This is a genomic window from Methanosarcina soligelidi, assembly GCF_000744315.1.
Lineage (GTDB): Archaea > Halobacteriota > Methanosarcinia > Methanosarcinales > Methanosarcinaceae > Methanosarcina > Methanosarcina mazei.
In genome coordinates this window covers 504,727-526,904 of sequence record NZ_JQLR01000001.1, presented here as the reverse complement: position 1 = coordinate 526,904, position 22,178 = coordinate 504,727, and the positions used below count along the sequence as shown (strand labels likewise).

The following is a 22,178-nucleotide window of genomic DNA, read 5'->3' as shown; positions in this document are numbered from 1 at the left end:
CCTCCAGGCTTTACTAATTTCTTCTTTTTTAAACCAATTTTTGTGATCTCATTTCACTAAGGCATTTTAATTTCTCTTTTTTAAATAGTCATTTTTTTCAATAATTTCTCCTTTTATTCATGGCATTTCTTCCTATCTTTTCTTAAAATTTTTATTTCCTGACAGTTCAATTTCGATAGATTTTTAGATATGTGCTTCAAGTATATCAAAAGTTTTTTATAATTTATTAAACTGTTAGCGAGTTTTCCCAATCAACCTAAATTTGTCAAAATAACGAATGCTTTAGAACTATCAGGGGTAGAGGTTTATGAGACGAAAGTCAACTAAAGAGCTCATTGCTCTCGGGACACTTAAAGGACTTATTATTTTTGGAATACTGCTCTTTTTCACAGTTTCCTCTGGGTTTATAGCTTATGCGAAAGAAGATTATTCTTCTGAAATTGCGAGTGCTGATCAAACATTTGAAGAGCTTAATCCCAGCGAAGTTACAACTGAATGGGATGATGAATATCTCTTCAGCAGCAGGGAAGAAGCTTTGAAAGAACTCGAATCTTTAAAGAAGGGATCAGAGGAAATAAACGAAACCTTCCGTCCGGAATTTGGTAATCTGTCGGGACCTGTTTTACTAAACTACATTGAAACCGAAAAGGAGTTTTCAAGGTCTATTGATATTCTCTATATTTACGCATATACTCAGTTAAGCAAAAACGTAAACGACCAGTTCTTTTCATCTCTTCTTGCGGATACCCAGGACCTGGCTACGGAACATGGAAAAGCCGTTGCATTTGCCGCTGTAAAACTGACTTCGCTTTCAACAGAGGAATGGGAACAGCTCTTTTCCGATGAGCCCGGGCTTGAGATATACAGATCCTATCTCGAAGCTTCATATATCCGGTTTGGAGAACACAGGCCAGAAAACGAGTCTCAAGTCGCATATCTTGCAGATATAGAAAACCAGCGCATGAAACTTCAGACTGAGGCAGTTTCACAGATTACTAATAACGTCACAATGGCAGGGAACATAACCCTTGAGAATGGGGAAGAGTTTTCAGTCAATTCTCAGTCCTATGCTACTCTGATTTCTACAGACCCAAGCCAGGAAAATAGGAAAAGATGTTATGAGAAGAGGTTTTACCACCTGATAAACCAGTCGGACTCGATGGCATCTCTTTATTCCGAAAAATCTCAGCTTGACGACCTTGCCGCAAAGGAGTTGAACTATAATGACTCTTACGAAAAATGTCTTTACAATCTTTATCTTACTGATTTTCAGGTTAACGACATGAACTCGGTCTTCAAAGGACGAAAAGATATATTTGAAGGCTATAACGATTTCAGGAAAGAAAAGCTCAGACTCGAAACCTTGAAACCCTATGACCTCGCGCTGGAATTAACCGAAGAGCCGGGTAAAGAGTATACTTATGTAGATGTTCTTAAAAACACTCAGAAGTCCTATGCCGGAATGGACTCCTGTTTCAATAATATATTTTTAGAGATGGCTACAGGCAATTTCATAGACGTATACCCTGACCCCGAAAATGGAAAGCAGCCAGGTGGTTACTGTTACGGGCTCTCTGCCCTGCAGGCCCCGGCTCTGATTTTCATGAATTATAACGGCCTGATTTCGGACCAGAAGACCCTCACTCATGAACTCGGGCACGGGATTCATTTCTATCTGATGGGCAACTCCGTAGATTACCTCTATTGTACTGCTACAACCTATGAAATGGAGATCCCTTCCACTTTCAATGAAGAACTCTTCGTCGATTATGTGGTTGAAAACTCTGATCGTGATACCGCTGTTGCCGTGCTTTCCCAGCACATAGGAGAGTATCAAAACTATTTTTCCTTCCAGCCTATGATAACGGAATTCGAACATAAGGCACACCAGCTCTGCGCTGAAAAAGACCATGAAAACGGTACTGTCAGTGGAGCGGAATTCAATGCCCTCTGGACCGAATTATATAAGGATTACAGGAGCGATTCCATCGAATACTATTCCGAAAACTCTGCGGAATGGACCTATATCTCCCACATCTATCTGGAAAATAACTACTACACCTTTAACTACGCAGTTTCTAAAGCAATAACTCTTGCCCTTTTCAAGCAGTACAGGGAAGATCCGGAAACATTCAATGAAAACTACATAGCCTATCTTTCAGCCGGCTCGACAATGACACCTGAAGAAAAGCTAAAAAAGTACTTCGGAATCGAAATCGACAGGCAGCTTTTTGAGGATGCCATGGATGTCGTGGAATTGAGGATCCAGCAACTAGAGGAACTGAACAGCGGAGAAGAAGAACCGAAATTCGAGTCTGCGGTAGAAAGTCTGAATGTCTATTCAGGATCTTTCTGGAGCCTTCAGTTGCTAAAATGATCAACTGGAAAGTTAATGAATTGAAGAACCAGGAATTTTGAGGGCACACGAACATTTTATTGCTCTCTGCCTCATCTTTTTTTTTCTTTTTATCTTTCTGTGTTTCTGGAAACCTTTTTCTTTTTGTTGTAATACTTCACTTTCTTTCTGCCGTGCGAGCTGCCTGTTGAAGGTTTATTAAATAAACATTTCTACCATAAGTGATAGAACTATCATATAACTGGAAGGAGAAGACCCAGATGTATTATCACATAATTGAATCTCCAGTTGGCCCAATACTCCTCGCAGGAGATAAGGAGGGACTGAAGAATCTTATCTTCCTTAAAGGCAAAAAGAAAATTGAGGTTCCGGCTGATTGGATAGAAAATAGAGAGTTTTTCAAGGATATCTCAGGACAGCTTGAAGCTTATTTTTCGGGAAAACTCAAGACTTTTGATGTAAAGCTGGCTCCGCAAGGAACTGAATTCCAGAAATCCGTCTGGAAAGCTTTATGTGAAATCCCTTGTGGAGAGACCCGAACTTACGGGGAGATCGCAAAAAGAATTCAGAACCCGAAGGCTTACAGGGCTGTCGGGCTTGCAAACAACAGGAATCCGATTGCAATAATTGTGCCCTGCCACAGGGTTATCGGGGCGAATGGAAAACTTACGGGCTACGCGAGCGGGCTGGATATAAAAGAGTTTCTACTAAAACTTGAAGAAAACAATTTGAAATAAGAGAATTACATAAATTTTATTTAAGTTCTCTGCAACACCTATCCAGTTCTCTTTGAATACTGTCAATTTTTTCTAATTGCTCTCTTTGAATGCTGTAAATTTTTTCCAATTTATATACCATTATCAAAAACAACAATGGTATTATAATATAGAATATTATCCCAAAAATAGCTCCAAGGATAACTATTACTTCGCTAACCCCTATCATCGTTAAAAACCCTTTAATTTATTATGATTTTTCACCTATTTGTAACTTTGCAAAAATAAATAAAAGGAGATCCCAGTATGGAGCTCAAAGACAAGATCGAGAATTTTATCAAAGAAGCCGCCGTAAACCCTGGTACTGAGATTCGATATCGTGAACCTCTCGTAGGCTACGCTTCAGCCAGAGATCCAATTTTTGAGGAAATGAAGAAAATCATTGGCTCTCATCACCTGCACCCAAAAGAGATCTTTCCCGAAGCAAAAACGGTTGTCTCGTTTTTCCTGCCGTTTGAAAAAGAACTTGTAAAGCTGAACTGGAAATCTCAGGGACCTGTAAAGGAATGGATTCAGGCTAAAGGAGAAACAGACCGTCTGATAGGAGAAATCAGTGAGAGACTGATTGTTGAGCTGGCAAAAAACGGCATAGAAGCAGTTGTGCCTTCAATTGTTTTTGATTACAAAAATAAGGGTTTTGCTGTTACATGGTCCCATAAAAGTGCAGCTTACGCTGCCGGGCTGGGCACTTTCGGTGTCCACCAAATGCTGATCACGAAAGCCGGATGTGCTGGCCGTTTCGGGACAATACTGATTTCTGCAGAGATCCCTCCTACTCAACGTCCGGCTGAAGAATTCTGCCGTTACAAAAAAGGAGAAAAATGTCTTGTCTGTGTGGACAGGTGTCCGGCTGGTGCCATTAACATAAAAGGGGTAGACACAGAGAAGTGTTTCAGGCTGCTTCAGGAAAACGCAAAGGCTTTTCCGGAGCTTAACCAGCTTGCCTGCGGAAAATGCGCAACCGGACCCTGTGCTCTCAGGTCTCGCTGAAACAAACTAAATTCTTTTTTTTTCTGCGAATTTAGCGATTTTAATTATTTCGTTTTTTCGAGATGTTAGGGTCCAATGTTAAATTTCCTTCAAGTAGATTGCTTATATCGCTGTTATCGAATTATTCTTCGAGATATTCTGATATACATTTATCCCCAGGTAGACGCCTCTATAAGGCGTGCAGAGATCTCCTTCAACTATGTTTTTCTCGCCTTCTTTGTAGAGCGAAAATCCAAGCATCATATTCGTTCCTTCAAATGGTGGGGTTATGGTAACTGCTTTTTCCCATGTTGCGTTGTCCCTGAGACTTATATACTGCTTATCAGGAGGTAAAGGCAAAGAAGTATTTTCAAGCTTAACTTCCATTGTATAATTGACAGGCTTCTGCTCATGGTTTACAATTCCTACTATTACAGTCCCGTTCTCTCCGAGTACGTAATCTGCTGGATAGTTGTCAGCTTTCCCTTCAGGTCCCAGAATATAAAATTCTGTGTAAGGTTCCTTTAAAGACTCTCCTGTTTTTTCGTTGTTCATTTTTTCCCCGCACCCGGATGCGAGAATAGAAAGACTGATGAAAATCAGTATGAGTATTATTTTTGTATACTTCATTTTCTCCACACTTCTTCTATTTTCCTTCTATATTTTTCAATGTTTGACTGTATCTCCTCACATCTTATTATTATTTTTCAATTCAACATAGCCTGAAATAGCAAAAAAGCCGAATAATATGTATGTCTATAATTTCCCTTACCACCGATTTTGGAGGCCTCTACCCCGCAGCCATGAAAGCCGTCATTCTTGGAATTAACCCCGAAGCGCAGATCGTTGATGTAACCCATTCTATCCGGCAGGCAAGTATCAGAGAGGGCGCCTTTGCACTGTACTCGCTTGTCCCTTATTTCCCGGCTAAAAGCGTGCACGTGGGAGTTGTCGACCCCGGAGTGGGGACTTCCCGCCGTGCCCTTGCCCTGAAAGCAGGTCCGGAAGGTGAAGAACAGTTTTTTGTTGGTCCTGATAACGGGCTTATGATCCCTGCAGCCCGCCGCCTTGGAGATATGGAAGTTTATGAGATCACAAACAGGGAAATAATGCTTAATTCGGAAATTTCTGCAACTTTTCACGGCAGGGACATTTTTGCACCTGTAGGGGCCAGACTCTCTAAAGGTATGCCAATCGAGACTGTTGGGAATAGAGTTTCGGATTTTGTAAACCTGGATTTCGAAAATTATGGGGTTGATGGGCAATTTCTTGTAGGGGAAGTCGTTTATACTGATAATTTCGGGAATGTGATTACAAATATCCCTGAGGATGCGGTCCTGAAGTTCCGTACTTTCGGCTCACAGGTGGAAGTTAACGGCAGAAAAGTCTTTTTTGTTCAGACCTATGGTTTTGTAGGGCAGGGAGATGCGCTTATTCTTATTGGCAGTCATGGCTTTCTGGAAATTGCAATTAACAAAGGTAATGCGGCTCTGCAGTTCGGACTCAGAAGTGGAGATACTGTGACAATAAAGGTCCTTTGAAAAAAAGCCGTCATTTATGCGGGTTAAGGGCATAGAAAAGCGGAGAGTAAGGGAAATACCTTATCCTTCGTTTTTTAATGTGCTAATCCGTGATACTTCGAGCCAGCTTGGTCAGAACTTGAATTTAAGATATTCAGCTTCCTCCGGTGCAGGCTAAGCAATTAGTATTTACAGTTCTCTTTTTAGATAAATCATGTCAACAAGCTGTTTCCCATTTTCATATATTGGATGGTCATAATTGTCAGTAAAAAATTCCTGATACGATGCGACTCCGTAAAACCACAACTCTTATAAAAATTTAGAGTTACAGGGCTGTTTCCTGTTCCGACAAGAATAGTTCTGAAATCTGGATAGAAGGAGAACAGAAACTTTATCAGAGCTTTTCCATAGCCTTTTCGCTGACAATCAGGCTGAACCGCGATGTTTTTTAGTTCGTAAATACCGTTTGATTCTTTTGTAACCACGCATTCAGCTTTTACCCCATTGTCATTCAGAACAAACATTTCGCCACGCTCGAGATATTTATCTACCATGTCTTCCTGCTCGTCCGCCAGCAATAGCAGATCTATATATTCTTTTTTACTTCCTGTAACTTTTATGATTTCCATGTCAGGTACCCCTCAAGTCCGTATTTATATCGCTAAATTAACAACCCGATTATAGCCTGGACTCGATTATAGTTTAGTAATCGCAAGAGGACAAGCAATAACTGTCCTCTACTGAATTATTCCAGGTATATCACAAATCCAAACCCCTTGCCAACAGTCCCAGCCTGTAATGAATGATTCGGATTATACACGTTTACGTCCATAAATAATTCCAGTGTATTTCAACTCCTCCCTTCAAACGTAGGGTGAAGTTGTCATTTCAGTGCTAGAAACTGCAAGTCGGCGAGCCGCATCAGGGGTGATCCAGGTCTCAGCAACGGGGGAGACCCAGGTATCCGCGGCAGCAACCCTGGCTTCCGTCTTCTGAGGGAATTGTAACCACTTCCTACTTTCCCGCTTTACCACTCAAGTTAATAATTGAAGTACAGTTGGATTCCAAAAGATGAAGCTCGAAGGCTTGAAGCGTGCGAAGTCGCCGAGCTTGAAATGTAAATGCCTCTACTTTAAAAAATAGTTACGTTTTTTCTGGCAATGAAACACTTTTGATTTCTCTACATATATTCTCATGCTAGTGGTTCAATGTACTTCTTAAGTGTCAATTTCTGAGTTCTACACTTGGAAAAGCCATTTGCTTCGCAAACGTGACCAGACACGTTTGATACGATATTCCGGTTGCCCTGTTTTTCGTTCCTTACTTATCCACACATCGGTTTTAAGTCCTCTTGAGGGAGCGAAGCGACCGAAAAGGACACCGTGCTCCCGAAGCGGAACTCGGGTGCCGAAGCGGAACTCGGGTGCCGAAGCGGAACTCGGGTGCCGAAGCGGAACTCGGGCATCACATCCATTCGTAATGCATTAAAACTTCAGGATTGAAACTCTGCATTAAACTGTTTTCCGTATATCCAAAAAAGAGGCAGCCTTTACAGTTTTCTACGATCTCTTCCCTGCGCTGCGCAGAGTTCTTCCATACCTTTTCAAAACCGTCTTTCATAACGTTTCCAAGAGGTTCCTGATGCACACGGCAGGTCTCGGCAGTTCCGTCATGCGTAACGTTAATAATAATGCCACTTGCTCTGCATTTGTAATCCTTTTTTTCGTCCCTGACCATCCCCAGGTAGGTCTTGGAATTGATTATGGGGTAGCCCTTTTCTTTCATCTCGATTATGAGGTTAACGGTGCTGCGGAACTTTTCCTTATCCCTGATTCCTATTTCTTCCCATATTTCCCGGCTGATTCCGGGGAACTCATGTACTGGTTCAAAAGAAATTTTCACACCCAGTTTTTCTGCAAGCAAAATAAGGGTTTCAATATCATCAAGGTTCTTTCCTGTGAGCACGCAGTTCATCAGGATCGGGTTTTTCTGCTTCTGGAGTTTTCTTACCTCAATAGCTTTTTTCAAGCCTTTCAGAAGGGTTCCGAAATCCATTTTCCTGATTTCTTTATAGCTTTCTGTCCCGTCTACTGAAACCGAAAGGTAGTCCACATTCTCAAGCTCTTCCACTCTTTCGTAAAGAAGCTTCCCGTTCGTGACCATGGAAGTAACCATCCCGAGTTCCTTTGCGCGAGCCATTATGAGGGGCAGGTCCTTTCTGAGGAGAGGTTCCGTGGTCCAGGCATTGTAAACTCCGATTCCAAATTTTTTTGCATCATTGAGCAGCCTGAAGACCTCGTCTCTGGACGGTTCTTTTCCGGGTTCTTTCCTCCAGTATTCACAGAACTTGCAGCGCATATTACAATTAGCATTTACGCCGTGAGAGAGGACAAAAGGGCGTTTTTTGATTCTTATTTGCCAGAGTGCTCTTGAAGCAAGGATGGGATCAAATCGGGACATAACAATCGCGTTTTGTTTTTCTAAAAAGAAATTCGGGTAAAAATGGAAAAGGGGGTCATTAATATCTCCATAGCTATAGCACCCTTTCAGTTCGGGAACAGTTCCTATGTAGATTCCATCTTCATCCTTTTCGATCAACACGACAAATTTTTGCTTGTCGTATTGACTGCTTCATACTCTCTATCTTATTCTATAAATAGGTAAATATGATTTTGAAGATGTGTAGGGAATCTGTGGAGACTTATGGTGTGAGTTCCATCAGTTAACTTTAGAACCAGGGTTGAATTATAATGTTAATCAGAGATATAAAATTGAGAAATAAGTCCGTGCAGATTTAATAATTATTTTTAGTATGTAACAATTATTGCAAAGTTTTGCAGTCCAAAAAAAAGAGAGCCCGCCCTGAGGCGAGCTGAGATATTGAAATTATCCGAAAAGGGCACCGAGTCCGGCCATCCCGTCTTCTTCGGCATGGTCTTCTTCTTCCTCTTCAGGCTCTTCGGCAGGAGCTTCTGCTGCTGCGGGTGCGGCTGCTGCGGGTGCGGCTGCTGCTGCAGGGGCTGCAAATGCTGCCTTTGCGATAGCTTCTTCGATGTCCACGCCTTCAAGGGCTGCGACAAGGGCCTTTGCCCTGGCTTCGTTCACTTCGATACCAGCTGCCTGAAGAACGGCAGTGATTGCTTCTTCGGTAATTGCTTTACCAGCGTTGTGCAATAAGAGAGCTGCATATATGTATTCCATCGTTAATCACCTAACTTTGTATTAGCGTAAATGTAAATCTGTTTATCCGAAAAGGGCACCGAGTCCGGCCATTCCATCTTCTTCGGCATGGTCCTCTTCTTCCTCTTCAGGTTCTTCTTCCTTCTTTTCTTCTTCTGCGGCAGGAGCTGCTACTGTGGCTGCTGCGGCTGCGCTTGCGGCTGCCCCAAGAACTTCTCTCAGGTCGTCGTCCACGGCATTTGCGTCCTTTTCTGCGGCTTCGGATGCAACGGATGTCATCTGAACATGGGCTTTTGCCAGCAAGGAGTCCATGACTCCAGGTTCAAGGATAACAGCATTGACACCAAGGCTCTTTGATTCTGCATAGGCTTTTGCCAGCAGGGTGCCGATTGTTGCGCCTGTCGGGTATGCTGTGTTGACCGAGAGGTTGAAAGCGTTCTGAGCTGCCCTGATAATGTCAGAGAAGTACTTGCTTTCATCAACTGCAAGGAGTTCAGGCTCGTAAATTGTCCCGTCATCGTAGGCGGCTCTAAGGTCAAGCCCGACGATAAGCGGGTATATTTCCAGCTTTGAAAGCATGGTAGCGAGTTTCTGAGGGACTGCCTCGCCTGCTTTACAGACAACCTTTGTTTCCTTTACTGCCACCTTTCCGGCATCGATTGAAGCGGGAATTCCTGCACTCTGGAGTTCACCCAGAATCGGACCGGGCGGAAAACTGGTGGGCCCCTTCTGGACAATTATGTCCTCTGGAGCTATTGCGCCTGCTTTAATCGGAGAAGGAGTCTTTGTCTGCTCAAGCAGTTTGTAAAGCTTGAAGGGACTTTCATTGGTAAATATCAGAGCGGTCTGATTGTCCAGATACCTGGTCATTTCGGGAATAGATTCCCCAAGCTGGTTTAAAGCACGCTCTGTGAGGGTGTTCCTGGAGACTTTGAGCACCGCAACGTCCTTAAGGTCCCGGCGGATCTTCTGGATCTTGGTTGCGAGGATGCCTTCGATCCCAACCATCCCGAAAACTTTGTGAGACTGGATGAGTTCCTTAATATTTTCAATTTCATCCTTTTTCCACTGCGGGATGTGCTCGGTGTGATGCCTTTCTTCTGCCATTTACACCACCCTCTCTGATTTTCCCATGGTTGTCGTGACATAGACCGATCTCAGGTTGTGCTTGCCCTTATCGAGGACACGCTCAAGCCTGGACATAATAGTCTCTATGTTTTCGGAAAGGTCGTCAGGGTTCATGTTCCTTCTGCCGACAGCCACGTGGAAGGTAAGTCTGTCTTTTGACCTGAGCTTGACTGCGTTTTGCTTGCTCTGAATCAGTTCACCGATGTCCTTGTTCGGCATGAGCGGGATAGGCATCTTGCCTCTGGGTCCCAGAACAATACCAAGGTTCTTACCGATAATCGGCATGAACTGAGTTTCTGCAATAAAAAGGTCGCATTCGTTTGCAAGAACTCTGGCTTTATTTTTGTCAGCAGCCAGCTCTTCGAGCTCAACGTCAGAAATAACATACGCAGCACCGGCAGCCTTTGCTCTCAGGCCAACGTCACCCTTTGCAAAAACGCCGATCTTCAGCTCTTTTCCGAGCCCGTGCGGAAGAATTACTTCTTCATCGACTCTGTTCTTTGGTTGGTTCATGTCAAGGTTCTTTAAGTTAATCGCCAGATCCACGCTTTCCGAGAAATTACGCTTTGGCGATTCCTCAATTACTTTCTTGACAGCTTCCAGTATAGTTCTTTCTACCATCTTGTTCCTCCCCGTAGTGTTTGAACTTCATGTCCAGACAGCCGTTCCGGCTTACTACGGTGGTCGTAGGGGGCTCCCCTTTCCGGGTTCTGTTACTCTCAACAGTAAGCCACCAATAACATCCTCTTAGTTATTCTAATCGAAAACTGTTCAAGGCTCTTGTGCTATTAGTGGTATCCAATTTAAAACTATTGGTGTACAGCCAGATCCCGGATTTAAAAGGTGGGAGGAGATAAAAGGCTTACCACGCCTCGTTTGCAAGCAAATCGTCAAATTTGCCTTCATCGAGTGCTTTCTGGCAGTCCTTTGCCTTCATTCCCTCTACATTCACGCCCATAGGGACACAGGTGCCCATGACCTCTTTCATTGTAGCTTTGAGGTCGTAAGAAAGTACGTCTTCCTTTTTCATACGGGCGATCTTTGCAACCTGAGGGATTGTCAGGTTTCCAACAACCTCACTTCCTGCATTTCCAGACCCTTTCTGGATCCCAAGCTCTTTCATGACCAGGGATGCAGTCGGTGGGGTACCTACCTCGATTTCGACGTTTTTCTTGTCGTCAACAATTACTTTCACAGGGACCTGCATTCCATTGTAGTCCCTTGTTTTTTCGTTGATCTTTTCGACCACTTCTTTTATGTTAACCCCGAGCGGACCAAGTGCCGGACCTAATGGTGGTCCGGGATTCGCTTTTCCTCCGGGGACAAGTGCTTCAACAATACTTGTCATCTGAGTCTCACCGGTTTTTATAAGTATGAATTTTGTAGATCTGTTTCAATCCACTCTGAGTGCTGGTGATTTTATTTATTAATAAGCTTGAATTTTCAGTATTCCCAACTGATCCGGGCTTACTCGTTCTCTTTTTTGAGTATTCTTACGGTGTCGCCACGAATCGTAATCGGGATCGGGACCACAGCATCGAAGAGTTCAACAGTAATTTCCTCGTGCCCTTCATCAACCCTTTTAACACGGGCTTTCTCTCCCTTAAAGGGTCCGGAGGTAACCTCAATTATAGCCCCTTCTTTGATTCCGGTAACTACTGGTTTTGGCTTGAGGAAATGTTCGATTTCCGAGATTGAAGAACTCCCCTTAACAAGGGCTCTTGCATGTGGGATTGTCTGGATTGCCAGTTCGACAATTCCTGATTTTGGAGCCTCTACAAGGACATATCCTTTAAGCTCGTCAGGAGCCAGAATTGCTCTTATATCCAGCTTTTCCTTTTTTGCAACCCTGGCAAGTGTCATTGCAACAGACCTTTCCTGATTTGCTGTGGTTTTGATTACAAATATCTGGGAATCCTCACTCATTTGGCCACCCACTGGGGCAACATTGTCAGCAGTACATATATTATAAATCCAACTGCGCCCACAGCCAGAATCCCGGCACCTGCAACTTTGGCAATGGTCAAGAACTCTTCCCTGGACGGTTTTTTAGTAAGTTTCAGGACCCTCAGGTGTGCCCGAATTGCCTGACCAACGCTTTTTGTAGTTATATTCGGTTCTAAGGCGGATTCTACCAATTAATTCACATCCAGGTTTTATGTACATATTTAATTTTATCTGGAATTTCGCGCACAGTTCTTCTTCTTTATGGTATACACCCGAAGTTGCTTTTTATCTCGCAGAATTCGGATTTTACTTTTCAGGAAGAACGGGCGGATTATATTATTGATTCCTATTATATGAAGATATCACTGGCACGATCTATTATACATCTCAAATTTTAGACGCAGGATTATTTTTCATATAAAACCCCTAATCGTGTCAGCAAAAATTTTCTTTTTTTGGTGCCGAATTGTATCGGCATCATACTGCATTTACCATAAAAATAGTTTTCGATTGGATTTATATTTCTACGTTCCTTCTTTTTAGCTTAAGAGGAGGAAAACAGTATTTTTCTCCAACCGAACGTTTTTATCCATTTTTACTTTTTCATCTCTCTGATCACTCTACGAAGTCAATTCCGTACTTATATGTGATGTCCTTATCGTTTCCGTGCCCATATATCTGAGCGGAGGTAACTCCTGTAACCACTATCATTGTACGTACTGTCTTTTCGAGGTCCGGATCAACCTGGGCACCCCAGATAAGGCGAGCATTGCTGTCTATGCGGCTGTAGACTTCCTGTACCACAGATTCTGCTTCAGAAATGGTCATGTCAGGACCTCCAACCACGTTAACGAGGGCAGAGGTTGCACCGGATATGTCCACATCAAGGAGCGGGCTGCGCAGTGCTTTCTGGACTGATTCGACAGCTTTGTTTTCACCGTCAGATTCTCCAAGTCCTATCATAGCAACGCCCCCGTTCTGCATTACAGTCCTTATATCTGCAAAGTCAAGGTTAACAAGCCCGGGCTTTGTGATAAGTTCGGTTATACCTTTTACAGCTCTCATAAGGACTTCGTCAGAGACCTTAAAGGCAGCCTGCAGAGGAAGCTTCGGGACTACTTCAATCAGCTTATCGTTTGGGACAACTATTACCGTATCGGCTACGTCTCTCAGGCGCTCGAGGCCTGCTTCGGCATTTGTCCTCCTGACATGCCCTTCCACGCTAAACGGAAGAGTCACAACTGCAATAGTAAGGGCGCCTGAATCTCTGGCTGCCTCAGCAACTATTGGTGCAGATCCTGTCCCTGTTCCTCCTCCAAGACCCGCGGTGATAAAAACCATATCCGAGCCCTGGACGATTTTGTTAATCTCATCAATACTTTCGATTGCTGCATCTTCTCCGATCTGGGGAAGACTGCCGGCTCCAAGCCCTCGGGTTTTCTTTTTCCCGATGAGAATCTTTTTGCCGGAGCGTATATGAAGGAGGTGCTGAGCGTCAGTATTTATGGCAACAAGGTCTGCTCCCTGGATACCTTCGCCCATCATTCTCTGTATACTGTTTGAACCGCCGCCTCCGCAACCTACCACTTTGATGGTTGTTTTGAGGCTTCTCAGTATTTCTTCAAGTTCAGCGTCCACTTCTATGTTTTCATCAGAGTAATCCGAATTTGAGTTATTTCCCTGCCCACCACGTCCTTCCAGGGCAGATCGAGCAAGGGCTTCTTCCACAATGGATCTCATGCTACTGTTTTCCTCCATTCTGCTGGGGTGATCATTTGATGAATTGTATTAACTATAAGTATGTTACAACACGGAAAAAATTATTTTAACCATCACATATACAGTTTCCAATTTAATAGTTTTCCTTTTCTAGTTTTTGAAATTATACTATATATGTTTAATAATTTTATTAATGTTGTCCTATCTTCAGGTCTGAAGCTGGATTTTTCAGTCCTGAAATTATCTGGTATTTCTTTTTCTTCAAAATTTTCTTCAAAATTTTCTTCAAAATTCTCTTTATTCACATAACCTTCTTTAATATCTTTTTTAATATCTTCTTTAACATCTTTTTTAATTTCTTTGTCTCAAATGTATATTTTTTTATTTTTTATATTTTTTTGAGGCTGGTTCCTGTATTTTTATCTTTCCCTTTTTTTCTGATTTTTTCCATGTTGTTCTTAATTTTACTCCCAGCCGAGCTTATTCAGAGCCGCCCCATGTCAGTTTTTTCTCCTTTTTTCTAATACTCTTTGCCAGAATTTTCTTTTTGAATCCGGTAAAACCAGTTATATTTCAAGTTATGCCTTTCCTCTGGATTCTCCCAGAGTTATGCCGGTTGCAATCAGATGGGCGACTCTGAGAGGCTCAGGAATGCTGCTTCTTATTGAAGTGAGATGGATGATCTTTTCTACGTTTTTTGCCCTTATCCCGGCTTTCTGAATATAAATAGGAGTCCCATTCCTTCCAGTAATCAGTTTTTCTATTTTTCCGGCTTTTTTTATTATTTTCCAGCGTTCCTCTCCGTCCGAGAAATGATTCAGTGCAGATCTGATTTTTTCAAAATCTGGACAGGAACGCATTATCACAATAACCGGAAGCCCTGTTTCTCTGTAGAGTTCCTCTATATCGACAACGTTAAAGCCTCCATAAGTAATCCCATCAAGCATGATAACCCTGAGCTGGTTGTGATGCCTGCTGTTTTTTATCATTGTGACCATCACCTCTGTAGCGTCAAGCCCGTCTCTGGTAATCTCAGAGCGCAGGACTCCATCTATCCAGTCCCCTCCCCTAAAAACAGTCCCAACTATCATTACCTTTTCATTAAGAAGTGCAGAGTCATCTATGCCCAGAATTCGGATTTCGGGTTTTACATGAAAATCTGAATCCACAGCTACCTGTATGTCTGAATTCTAAAAATAGTTTGCCGGTTTCCCGTGAAGCCGCTTTAAGCAAAAATCAAAGGGAAACTGGAGTTTTCCGGAAAATAGGTGCCTTTAAAAGGCTTTTTTTCATTAGCCGGATTTTTACACGAACATGGTTTCCGGAAGGTTGGAAGGCATCATCTTCTGCGTATCCGCAGCCATGGACACCTTTTCCACTGCTTCGAGGAACTCTTCCATCTCAACCAGTTCCTTATCTCTTCTGACCGCGAACATGCCTGCTTCGGTAGCTATAGCTTTCAGGTCTGCCCCGCTCATTCCTTCGGTAGCTTTTGCAAGCTTTTTGAAATCGATGTCTCCTGCAAGAGTCATCTTTTCGCAATGGATTTTAAGGATTTTTCCCCTGGCTTCGATGCCGGGCATGGGAACATGGACAAGCCTATCAAAACGACCTGGCCTGAGAATTGCAGGGTCAAGGACGTCCGGCCTGTTTGTTGCTGCAATAATCCTGATGTTTTTCCTCTTGTCAAAGCCATCCATTTCTGCAAGAAGCTGCATCAAAGTTCTCTGAACCTCTCTATCTGCGCCAGTTGTCTCGTTTAAACGCCTTGCAGCTATCGAATCCAGTTCATCGATAAAAATGATACTGGGAGCTTTTTTCCGTGCCATCTCGAAGATTTCCCTGACCAGCTTGGACCCGTCCCCTATGTACTTCTGCACCAGTTCAGAACCAACAACTCTGATAAATGTAGCATTGGTCCTGTGGGCTACGGCTTTTGCAAGCAAGGTTTTGCCCGTCCCCGGAAGCCCGTAAAGTAATACTCCTTTTGGGGGCTCAATTCCTATCCGGGCAAAGCGTTCAGGCGAAGTTAACGGAAGTTCTACTGCTTCCTGAAGTTCCTGAATCTGCTCGTCGAGACCACCTATCTGATCGTAATCAACTTCAACACTTTCGATAACCTCCATTGCAGCTACAAAAGGCTCTTCCGTGGAAGGGATAACCTCTGCAATGGCAAGTGTATGCTGGTTCAAGGCAACTTTTGCCCCTGGCAGCAGCTTTTTCTCGTCAATATATTGTGAGACGTTTACCAGGAACTGAGGCCCGTTACTGCTACGGACTATAATACGATCATTCTTGATCACGTCAATAACCGTACCAATGATCAGAGGAGAGGTTTTCATCCGATCTAGCTCGGACTGCAGCTTTCGTATCTCCCTCTCATATTTGATCTTTTGGTTCTCTAAATAGCGTTTTTCGGACTCTATCTGGCTGCACTGCTCTTCCAGAAAACTGTTGCGGCTTTCAAGTTGCCTCACTCGGTCCTGGACGCTTTCAGTTGTTTCCCCCAGCTCTCCAGGCTCGATTCCGTCATACACAGATCCGGGCTTCACAAGGTGACTGCGCATGCTTTCATCCTTACTCTTGGTACTTTCCGTCATGGAGCTCCGAATATTATTTAAGTTCATACCGTATATAGCGTTTTCGAAGTGATCAATATGCAGTGCGAAATATGTGGTGCAGAGATCCGCGGAAAGCCTATATGCGTTACAATCGACAACAGCGAACTCCAGGTCTGCCAGAAATGTGCACCGTACGGTAAGCCCGTTGATAAGCGGTCTCCCGTATCAAGGAAAGTCTCTCCGGTAGTTCGTACGGTACCACGAACTGAAAAGAGGCCAAAAAAGGATTTCTTCGATATTCTAAAAGACGAGCTTCTGGACGATTACGATCACATTATCCGGGAAGCTAGAGAAGCCAGAGGCTGGTCTCAGGAGGACCTGGCTGAAAACATCAAGGAAAAAGCATCTCTGATCAAAAAAATAGAACGCAGCGAAATAGTACCCGAAGATTCTGTTAGAAAAAAACTGGAACATGCCCTTAACATTAAGCTTACCGAACGCTTGGATGATGCGGGGCAGGAAGTCTCTCATATGAAGAAAGACACCACTCTTGGTGATATAGTGAAAATAAAACGCAAGTAACAAAGCGCAATTAACAAAGCGCAATTGATCCATGAGTTTTAACTGTAAAGTTTTATATTGAGGTTTTGTTCCACCAGCATAGTTTCCGGCAGGTTTTTCCTTCCGGAAACATGATGGAAATCCGGAAACGAATAATGGAAATATTTACATCCTGAGAGATTCTCTTTTGATTTTGAACCCATACAGGTCCTTTTAATCCTTTTAATGCGTGCTTAAAAAATCAGGCGGGCTGGCTCAGATAGCCACCAGTTTTTTCACTCCTTTCTTTTTTTCTGTGTTTAATTCTTAATTTTTTCTGTGTTTAATTCTTAATTTTTTCTGTGTTTAATTCTTAATTTTTTCTGTGTTTAATTCTTAATTTGAGCCTTTTCCGAAGCCGACTTTCTTAATAGAATATCAGAGTTCAATCTCTATATCATAGACTTTTTCCGGATTTTCTTTATGGATCGTCCAGAAGGGCTCTTCTCCATATGTTTCCATCAGCTTTATGGTTCTTTTAGGGATTGTCTTCGGTCCAAGTACCGCACCCGGCCTGTCAGGGTCATCAATATAATCTGTTTCCATCATAAAGCGAGTCCCCTCTTCAATTGCCTTTTCAATCGCCCCTTTAACCGATATTACTCCCGGAAAAATCCCCAGTTCCTCGCAGGTTTTTACAAGAGGGGGAGAGTAATGCTTGACTACCCTGTACATCTTAATTCCTGTTTTTCTTGCCCTTTCGGCTATGTCCTTAAGTTCGGGTTCCTGCACGCTTTCGGTATGGAGCTGGACTGCGCAGTCCTGTTCTTTTCCGAGAGAAAAGGCATGTTCCATAATTTCGTTTGAAGCTTCCCAGACATCTGAGGGTACGGGATAGTGCGGGCGTCCGGACTTTATTCCCACTGCAAGGCCTCTTTCCACATATCCTGCAGCAAGCTCAAGCCCCTTTTTCATGGTTTCTACTGCTTCTGATAGGTCCATATATTCCGTAATCTTTGAGATCTCAGCAGGATGAACTCCTAAGACCGGGAAAGCTCCAACTCCAATCTCCCGGATTTTCGATGCTATTTCCACTGTTTCGTCAAATACAGCAAGGTAATCTTCAGGTTTTTTAACCGCAATTCCAAGGGACCAGCTTGGTTTGGTGACCAGGATTATATGCGTCCCGCCTGAGTTCTTGAACTCTTTTACGGCTTCAAGCCCCCTTGCTCTCGGGTCTATATGCATATGGTTGTCGGTAATCGGAATTTTTGCAGGCATGCTTGTTTCCTCGAATATTTTCTAAAAACTTTCTTCAAGATTATCTATACCATTGAAACCAATTCTATTAGAGTACTAAGGAAGGGTTATATTCTGCAATCCCATATTTACTTCAAGGAATCCCATATCTATTTCCTGGAAGTATTGGTGTCTATATTATTACCCAAAAGTTGAAATATGAGCCTTACATTGAGTACGCCGCAAGATTCAATTATACTTATTAAATTCTTAGAAAAGTTCCCCCTTTTTTAGCTTTTCATCGCTACGGTTCTTTTAACACGAACCCTATAAATCTGGTGATAACATGACCAAAACCGCAGCAGTAATCAAAGGTGACGGGGTAGGCCCCGAACTGGTGGATGCAATGCTTAAAGTTGCAGAAGCCGCTGGCACTGATGTCGAATTCGTAATGTGTGAAGCAGGAGCCGGCTGGTGGGAGGAGCATGGAGGCAATTCCCTTATTCCTGAAGACACCTGGCAGATCCTTGACAGTTCTGACGCATGTTTCAAGGGTCCGACAACCACTCCAGGAGGAATCGGCTCCCCGAGAAGTGTGGCTGTATCCATCAGGAGAAAGTACGACCTTTATGCCAATGTCAGGCCAATAAAAACCTTCCCGAATTCAAGTGCACCTCTCGGAGATGTCGAAATGGTTTGTGTTCGTGAAGGGACAGAAGGTCTCTACATAGGAGAAGAAATCCAGCTCACAGACGATGTATCCATTGCAATCAGGAAAATTACCCGGACGGCATCCAGCAAGATTGCCCGCTATGCTTTTGAAGACGCAAAAAAGAGAGGTTACGACACAGTTGTGCCAATCCACAAAAGTAACATCCTGAAATTGACCTGCGGCTCATTCCTTGAAGAGGTCGAAAAGGTTGCTCACGACTTCCCGGATATCGAGGTCTGGCCCTACCATATTGATAATATTGCCCAGCAGCTTATCAAGAACCCCCAGATCTTTAACAAGAAAGTCCTCCTTTCCACCAACCTCTTCATGGACGTGATCAGTGAGGAATGCTCAGCCCTTGTTGGCAGTATCGGGCTTATCTATTCCGCAAATATCGGGGACAACTTTGCAATGTTTGAACCTGCTCACGGCTCAGCCCCGAAGTATGCAGGCCTTGACAAGGTAAACCCTGTTGCAACCGTTCTTGCGGGCGCCTGGATGCTGGACTACCTTGGAGAAAAGGACAAATCCGACGCGATCTTTAAAGCCACTGAGCGTGTTATTTCCGAAGGCAAATACGTGACTTATGACCTCGGAGGAAGCGCAAAGCTCAGCCAGATGGCAGATGAGATCGCAAAATACACAGAAGAAATCCTGAAATAAAGATTTGAAAATCAATAATTCGAAAATCCGGGGATTCTCGGAGCACAATAAGTGGTAAAACTGATAATAAGAGATTAATTTGTGTAAGGTTAAATAAGGTTGATATCAGGTCTGAAAAACCTCACACCATTTAATCTGATATTTCTTTTTACCTTTTTTGTGACTTCATTCTTTTTCTTCTACAGGTTCCTGAATTTTCCCTCTGTTTTTGAGTTTTCCTCTGCCTGTTCGTGCAGGATCAGAGATTGGCTGATACAGGAAGTACTTTTCAACGTAAGCAAGGAGCTCTTCATCTGAGATACAGGAAACCCTCTCTTCTTTATCGTAAAGCTTCTGGATCTCTTTCTGGATCTTAAGCAGTCTCCTGTCGTCTTTTTCTACTACGGTTTCGACATCAAGGAGGTTATTTAAGGTTTCCTGAACCTTATAGCGTATTACCTCAAGCCCCGATGAATCACCTATGAGGAGAAGTCTTGTGCCCCCGACCAGTTCAGGAGGGTAGGGCTCATAGTTAAATGGATTTTTCAGGACGCCTGCGGCGTGGATGCCTGACTCATGGGCAAAGATATTTTTCCCGACAACAGCTTTATTTCTCGGGACTCTGAGTCCGAGCTCTTTTTCCATAAATTCCGCAAAACGGGTTACAGGCTCAAGGTTATATTTGTCAAAACCTTCAACCCTGTCAGCCAGGAAGAGAAGGATTTTTTCCATCTCGCTGTTTCCTGCACGTTCTCCTATTCCAAGGAAAGTCACACTTGTCCAGTTGGCTCCATGCCAGAAACCTGCAATCGAACTTGCGGAACCGAACCCGTAATCGTCATGGATGTGGGTTTCTATATTTTTGACCCCAATTTCTTTTTTAAGGTGCTGGATAATTTTCGGGATTCCGTATGGCTCATCGATATTCATGAACGGCATCCCGTACCCAACGGTATCGCAGACTCTTATTATACAGTCAGGGTCGATTTCCATTATCTTTTTTACAAGGGGGAAAACAAAGCCATAGTTATCAGCTCTTGTCATATCCTCAAGGTGAGCCCTTGTCTTCAGCCCGTGGTCAACAGCGTATTGAAGGGCATCGAGATATCTTTCTTCCGCCTCTTCCCTGCCTGAAAGTCTCATCTTGGAATGAATGTGCGTATCCGAGACCGACATCAAAATCCCGGTTTCTTCAATTCCGTCAACTTCCAGAATTTTATCTATGTCTGCTCTTGAAGACCTCGCCCATCCTGTAATTTCGGGGAATTCGTATCCCTTATCGAACATCAGGTCCACAGCGTCCCTGTCTCTTTTGTTGAATACAAAGGCTTCAAGTTTCTCGATCCCTATTTCGTGGAGGTATTCATAAATTTGAATCTTGTGTTCTCTGCTCAGGACTATTCCCGGCATCTGTGAACCGTCGCGAATGGTGCTGTCACTTATGAATACCTCGTTCCCATAGGGCAGCTTCAGCTTGGGGAGGTCCTCATATGATTCATATATTTTCATATATTCGTCTCCTATCTTTTTCAGGATGCATGGCCCTATGTCGAGAGAGTGGGCTTACTCTACTGGATTTTTGCTTCGAAAAAGATGCTGTTATGTATAAAGATCAGAAAATCAGGTATAAACCGAAGACGGTCATCTTCTTGTTAAAAAATATTTATTCTAAGAATTATCTATCGTTTTTCATTTCAGGGGCGCTTTAAACTTTCTTAAATAGACACTTCGATATTCATAGAATTTTCGTTAATATACGCTGTTATACTTAAAATCTCTTTCTTTTAAAATATCTATACTTTTTCTTAAATTTATAATTATAAAAACATTTTGAAGGTATATGGATAAATGTAAATTCCATACTCTCAACCTTTATTTTTCCGAATTTCTTTTAGGAATTTTTGCCTGATGGATAATCATCCGGTTTTCAGAGGGGCTCTATTCATGTTTTCAGGATACTATTATAGGATTCGGTTTACATGTGATGCAATATCTTTTACCTGTCAATTCTCTCTCCTTTTTATGTTTCATTAAAGTTTACTTTCCTTTGTTGCCCTTCTTGCCGATAATAAGGTATATCTACAGCAAGTTATATTTATAATCGGACAGATCTTAAATATCTAATATTATAAAAGTCTCTCACTATGCGACTGCATATGATTTGCCTTTTAATAATTACCTTCTGTCAGCTTTAATTGCTGTGTTCAATTAATATATTTTCAAAATAATATCACCATCTATTTAATTTACTTTAATATATTTGCTTTAATTTTCCCGAGGTAATACATGTCCGAAATAGTAAGTGTTAGCGGCGGTCCGACTAAACCGGAAATAATTGCAGTTTCCCTTTCCAAACTCGGACTTAAAGACGGGGACCGGTTTGCAGATGTCGGCTGCGGTACCGGGTCGGTCTCTATTGAAGCAGCCCGAATTGCTCGGAACCTGACTATCTATGCAATCGATGCCCGTAAAGAAGCTCTTCTCGCCACGGAAACAAATTTTAAGAATTTTGGGATTGAAAATGCCAGGATTCTAGCCGGCGAAGCTTCGGATATCCTTGGTTCAGAAAAGACTATTGATTCCATAGACTGCGCTTTTGTTGGAGGGACGAAAAACATTGGTTCCATACTTGCGAAGCTTGTTGAGAAAAAAGCCCGGAGCATTGTTGTAAACGCGGTCCGCATCGAAACCGTTGTCAGGACGATTGAGGCTATGAAGAGTCTGGATATTTTTGATGAGGTCATTCATGTTGCAGTCTCAAGAAGCTCCCCGATTGCCGGAGAGACCATGTTCAAACCCGAAAACCCGGTTTATATAGTTGTTGGAAAAAAGCAATCCTGAGATTCATTCTTTAATTACCATCAGATTAAATCACCATCAAGTTCATTA

23 protein-coding genes are annotated in these 22,178 nt (G+C 42.9%); 7 read left to right on the top strand and 16 right to left on the bottom strand.

The annotated features are described in order from the left end of the window. The first annotated feature begins 307 nt into the window (after positions 1 to 307). Together M886_RS02450 and M886_RS02445 are read left to right on the top strand one after the other, a co-directional pair. Positions 308 to 2,377 carry a M3 family oligoendopeptidase gene (locus tag M886_RS02450; RefSeq protein WP_084685035.1) on the top strand — a complete coding sequence of 690 codons (2,070 nt, stop codon included), beginning with the start codon at positions 308 to 310 and terminating at the stop codon, positions 2,375 to 2,377. A gap of 239 nt (positions 2,378 to 2,616) precedes the next feature. Further along, the gene (locus M886_RS02445) at positions 2,617 to 3,093 is read left to right on the top strand and encodes a methylated-DNA--[protein]-cysteine S-methyltransferase (protein WP_048039647.1); all 477 of its coding nucleotides are present in this window, start codon (positions 2,617 to 2,619) and stop codon (positions 3,091 to 3,093) included. 16 nt (positions 3,094 to 3,109) lie between these two features. On the opposite strand, the gene M886_RS02440 is transcribed toward M886_RS02445, so the two are convergent. Next, on the bottom strand, positions 3,110 to 3,301 hold the full coding sequence (locus M886_RS02440) for a hypothetical protein (RefSeq protein WP_048045861.1): 192 nt from the start codon (positions 3,299 to 3,301) through the stop codon (positions 3,110 to 3,112). A 77-nt stretch (positions 3,302 to 3,378) separates the two neighbouring features. Between M886_RS02440 and M886_RS02435 the strand changes: the two genes are divergently transcribed. Continuing rightward, a complete protein-coding gene (locus M886_RS02435; RefSeq protein WP_011032968.1) occupies positions 3,379 to 4,122 on the top strand; it encodes an epoxyqueuosine reductase in 744 nt (247 codons plus the stop codon). A gap of 102 nt (positions 4,123 to 4,224) precedes the next feature. Here M886_RS02435 and M886_RS02430 read toward each other — a convergent pair whose 3' ends face one another. Further along, the gene (locus M886_RS02430) at positions 4,225 to 4,731 is read right to left on the bottom strand and encodes a DUF1616 domain-containing protein (protein ID WP_048051619.1); all 507 of its coding nucleotides are present in this window, start codon (positions 4,729 to 4,731) and stop codon (positions 4,225 to 4,227) included. 122 nt (positions 4,732 to 4,853) lie between these two features. Between M886_RS02430 and M886_RS02425 the strand changes: the two genes are divergently transcribed. Further along, positions 4,854 to 5,642, top strand: coding sequence for an SAM hydrolase/SAM-dependent halogenase family protein (locus tag M886_RS02425; RefSeq protein ID WP_011032966.1), 789 nt, complete (start codon positions 4,854 to 4,856; stop codon positions 5,640 to 5,642). A gap of 191 nt (positions 5,643 to 5,833) precedes the next feature. Here the strand turns inward: M886_RS02425 and M886_RS02420 are convergent, their stop codons facing one another. From M886_RS02420 to M886_RS02365, 12 genes are all read right to left on the bottom strand, one after another. Then, positions 5,834 to 6,250: a GNAT family N-acetyltransferase gene (locus M886_RS02420; protein WP_152557981.1), complete on the bottom strand. Its 417-nt coding sequence runs from the start codon at positions 6,248 to 6,250 to the stop codon at positions 5,834 to 5,836. Between the two features lie 835 nt (positions 6,251 to 7,085). Then, a complete protein-coding gene (locus M886_RS02415) occupies positions 7,086 to 8,219 on the bottom strand; it encodes a radical SAM protein (protein ID WP_011032964.1) in 1,134 nt (377 codons plus the stop codon). Positions 8,220 to 8,507: 288 nt separating this feature from the next. Further along, a complete protein-coding gene (gene rpl12p, locus M886_RS02410; RefSeq protein ID WP_011032963.1) occupies positions 8,508 to 8,822 on the bottom strand; it encodes a 50S ribosomal protein P1 in 315 nt (104 codons plus the stop codon). A 42-nt stretch (positions 8,823 to 8,864) separates the two neighbouring features. Then, positions 8,865 to 9,908: a 50S ribosomal protein L10 gene (locus tag M886_RS02405; RefSeq protein WP_048050592.1), complete on the bottom strand. Its 1,044-nt coding sequence runs from the start codon at positions 9,906 to 9,908 to the stop codon at positions 8,865 to 8,867. Then, complete coding sequence (locus tag M886_RS02400) at positions 9,909 to 10,550, bottom strand: 50S ribosomal protein L1 (RefSeq protein WP_011032961.1); 642 nt, start codon at positions 10,548 to 10,550, stop codon at positions 9,909 to 9,911. Between the two features lie 241 nt (positions 10,551 to 10,791). Further along, on the bottom strand, positions 10,792 to 11,277 hold the full coding sequence (locus M886_RS02395) for a 50S ribosomal protein L11 (RefSeq protein WP_011032960.1): 486 nt from the start codon (positions 11,275 to 11,277) through the stop codon (positions 10,792 to 10,794). Between the two features lie 119 nt (positions 11,278 to 11,396). Further along, positions 11,397 to 11,855 carry a transcription elongation factor Spt5 gene (locus M886_RS02390; RefSeq protein WP_015411503.1) on the bottom strand — a complete coding sequence of 153 codons (459 nt, stop codon included), beginning with the start codon at positions 11,853 to 11,855 and terminating at the stop codon, positions 11,397 to 11,399. Beyond that, positions 11,852 to 12,067, bottom strand: coding sequence for a protein translocase SEC61 complex subunit gamma (locus M886_RS02385; protein ID WP_011032958.1), 216 nt, complete (start codon positions 12,065 to 12,067; stop codon positions 11,852 to 11,854). Before M886_RS02385 ends, M886_RS02390 begins: the two co-directional genes overlap by 4 nt. A gap of 424 nt (positions 12,068 to 12,491) precedes the next feature. After that, the gene (ftsZ, locus tag M886_RS02380; protein WP_011032957.1) at positions 12,492 to 13,616 is read right to left on the bottom strand and encodes a cell division protein FtsZ; all 1,125 of its coding nucleotides are present in this window, start codon (positions 13,614 to 13,616) and stop codon (positions 12,492 to 12,494) included. Positions 13,617 to 13,708: 92 nt separating this feature from the next. Beyond that, positions 13,709 to 13,900, bottom strand: a complete 192-nt coding sequence (locus M886_RS02375; RefSeq protein ID WP_048050591.1) for a hypothetical protein — start codon at positions 13,898 to 13,900, stop codon at positions 13,709 to 13,711. A gap of 273 nt (positions 13,901 to 14,173) precedes the next feature. Further along, a complete protein-coding gene (locus M886_RS02370; protein WP_048050590.1) occupies positions 14,174 to 14,764 on the bottom strand; it encodes an endonuclease dU in 591 nt (196 codons plus the stop codon). Between the two features lie 135 nt (positions 14,765 to 14,899). Next, entirely contained in the window at positions 14,900 to 16,195 is a 1,296-nt protein-coding gene (locus tag M886_RS02365) for a proteasome-activating nucleotidase (RefSeq protein ID WP_048050589.1), read from the bottom strand. A 57-nt stretch (positions 16,196 to 16,252) separates the two neighbouring features. Between M886_RS02365 and M886_RS02360 the strand changes: the two genes are divergently transcribed. Then, complete coding sequence (locus M886_RS02360; RefSeq protein ID WP_015411501.1) at positions 16,253 to 16,738, top strand: multiprotein bridging factor aMBF1; 486 nt, start codon at positions 16,253 to 16,255, stop codon at positions 16,736 to 16,738. A gap of 396 nt (positions 16,739 to 17,134) precedes the next feature. On the opposite strand, the gene M886_RS02355 is transcribed toward M886_RS02360, so the two are convergent. After that, complete coding sequence (locus M886_RS02355) at positions 17,135 to 17,977, bottom strand: TatD family hydrolase (RefSeq protein ID WP_011032953.1); 843 nt, start codon at positions 17,975 to 17,977, stop codon at positions 17,135 to 17,137. Positions 17,978 to 18,281: 304 nt separating this feature from the next. Between M886_RS02355 and M886_RS02350 the strand changes: the two genes are divergently transcribed. Next, positions 18,282 to 19,310 (top strand): isocitrate/isopropylmalate dehydrogenase family protein, encoded by a 1,029-nt coding sequence (locus tag M886_RS02350; RefSeq protein WP_048050588.1) that lies wholly within the window; start codon positions 18,282 to 18,284, stop codon positions 19,308 to 19,310. 165 nt (positions 19,311 to 19,475) lie between these two features. On the opposite strand, the gene M886_RS02345 is transcribed toward M886_RS02350, so the two are convergent. After that, positions 19,476 to 20,798 (bottom strand): homocitrate synthase/isopropylmalate synthase family protein, encoded by a 1,323-nt coding sequence (locus tag M886_RS02345; RefSeq protein ID WP_011032951.1) that lies wholly within the window; start codon positions 20,796 to 20,798, stop codon positions 19,476 to 19,478. Between the two features lie 777 nt (positions 20,799 to 21,575). On the opposite strand from M886_RS02345, the gene cbiT reads away from it, so the two are divergent. After that, on the top strand, positions 21,576 to 22,130 hold the full coding sequence (cbiT, locus tag M886_RS02340; protein ID WP_048050587.1) for a precorrin-6Y C5,15-methyltransferase (decarboxylating) subunit CbiT: 555 nt from the start codon (positions 21,576 to 21,578) through the stop codon (positions 22,128 to 22,130). Positions 22,131 to 22,178 lie beyond the last annotated feature (48 nt).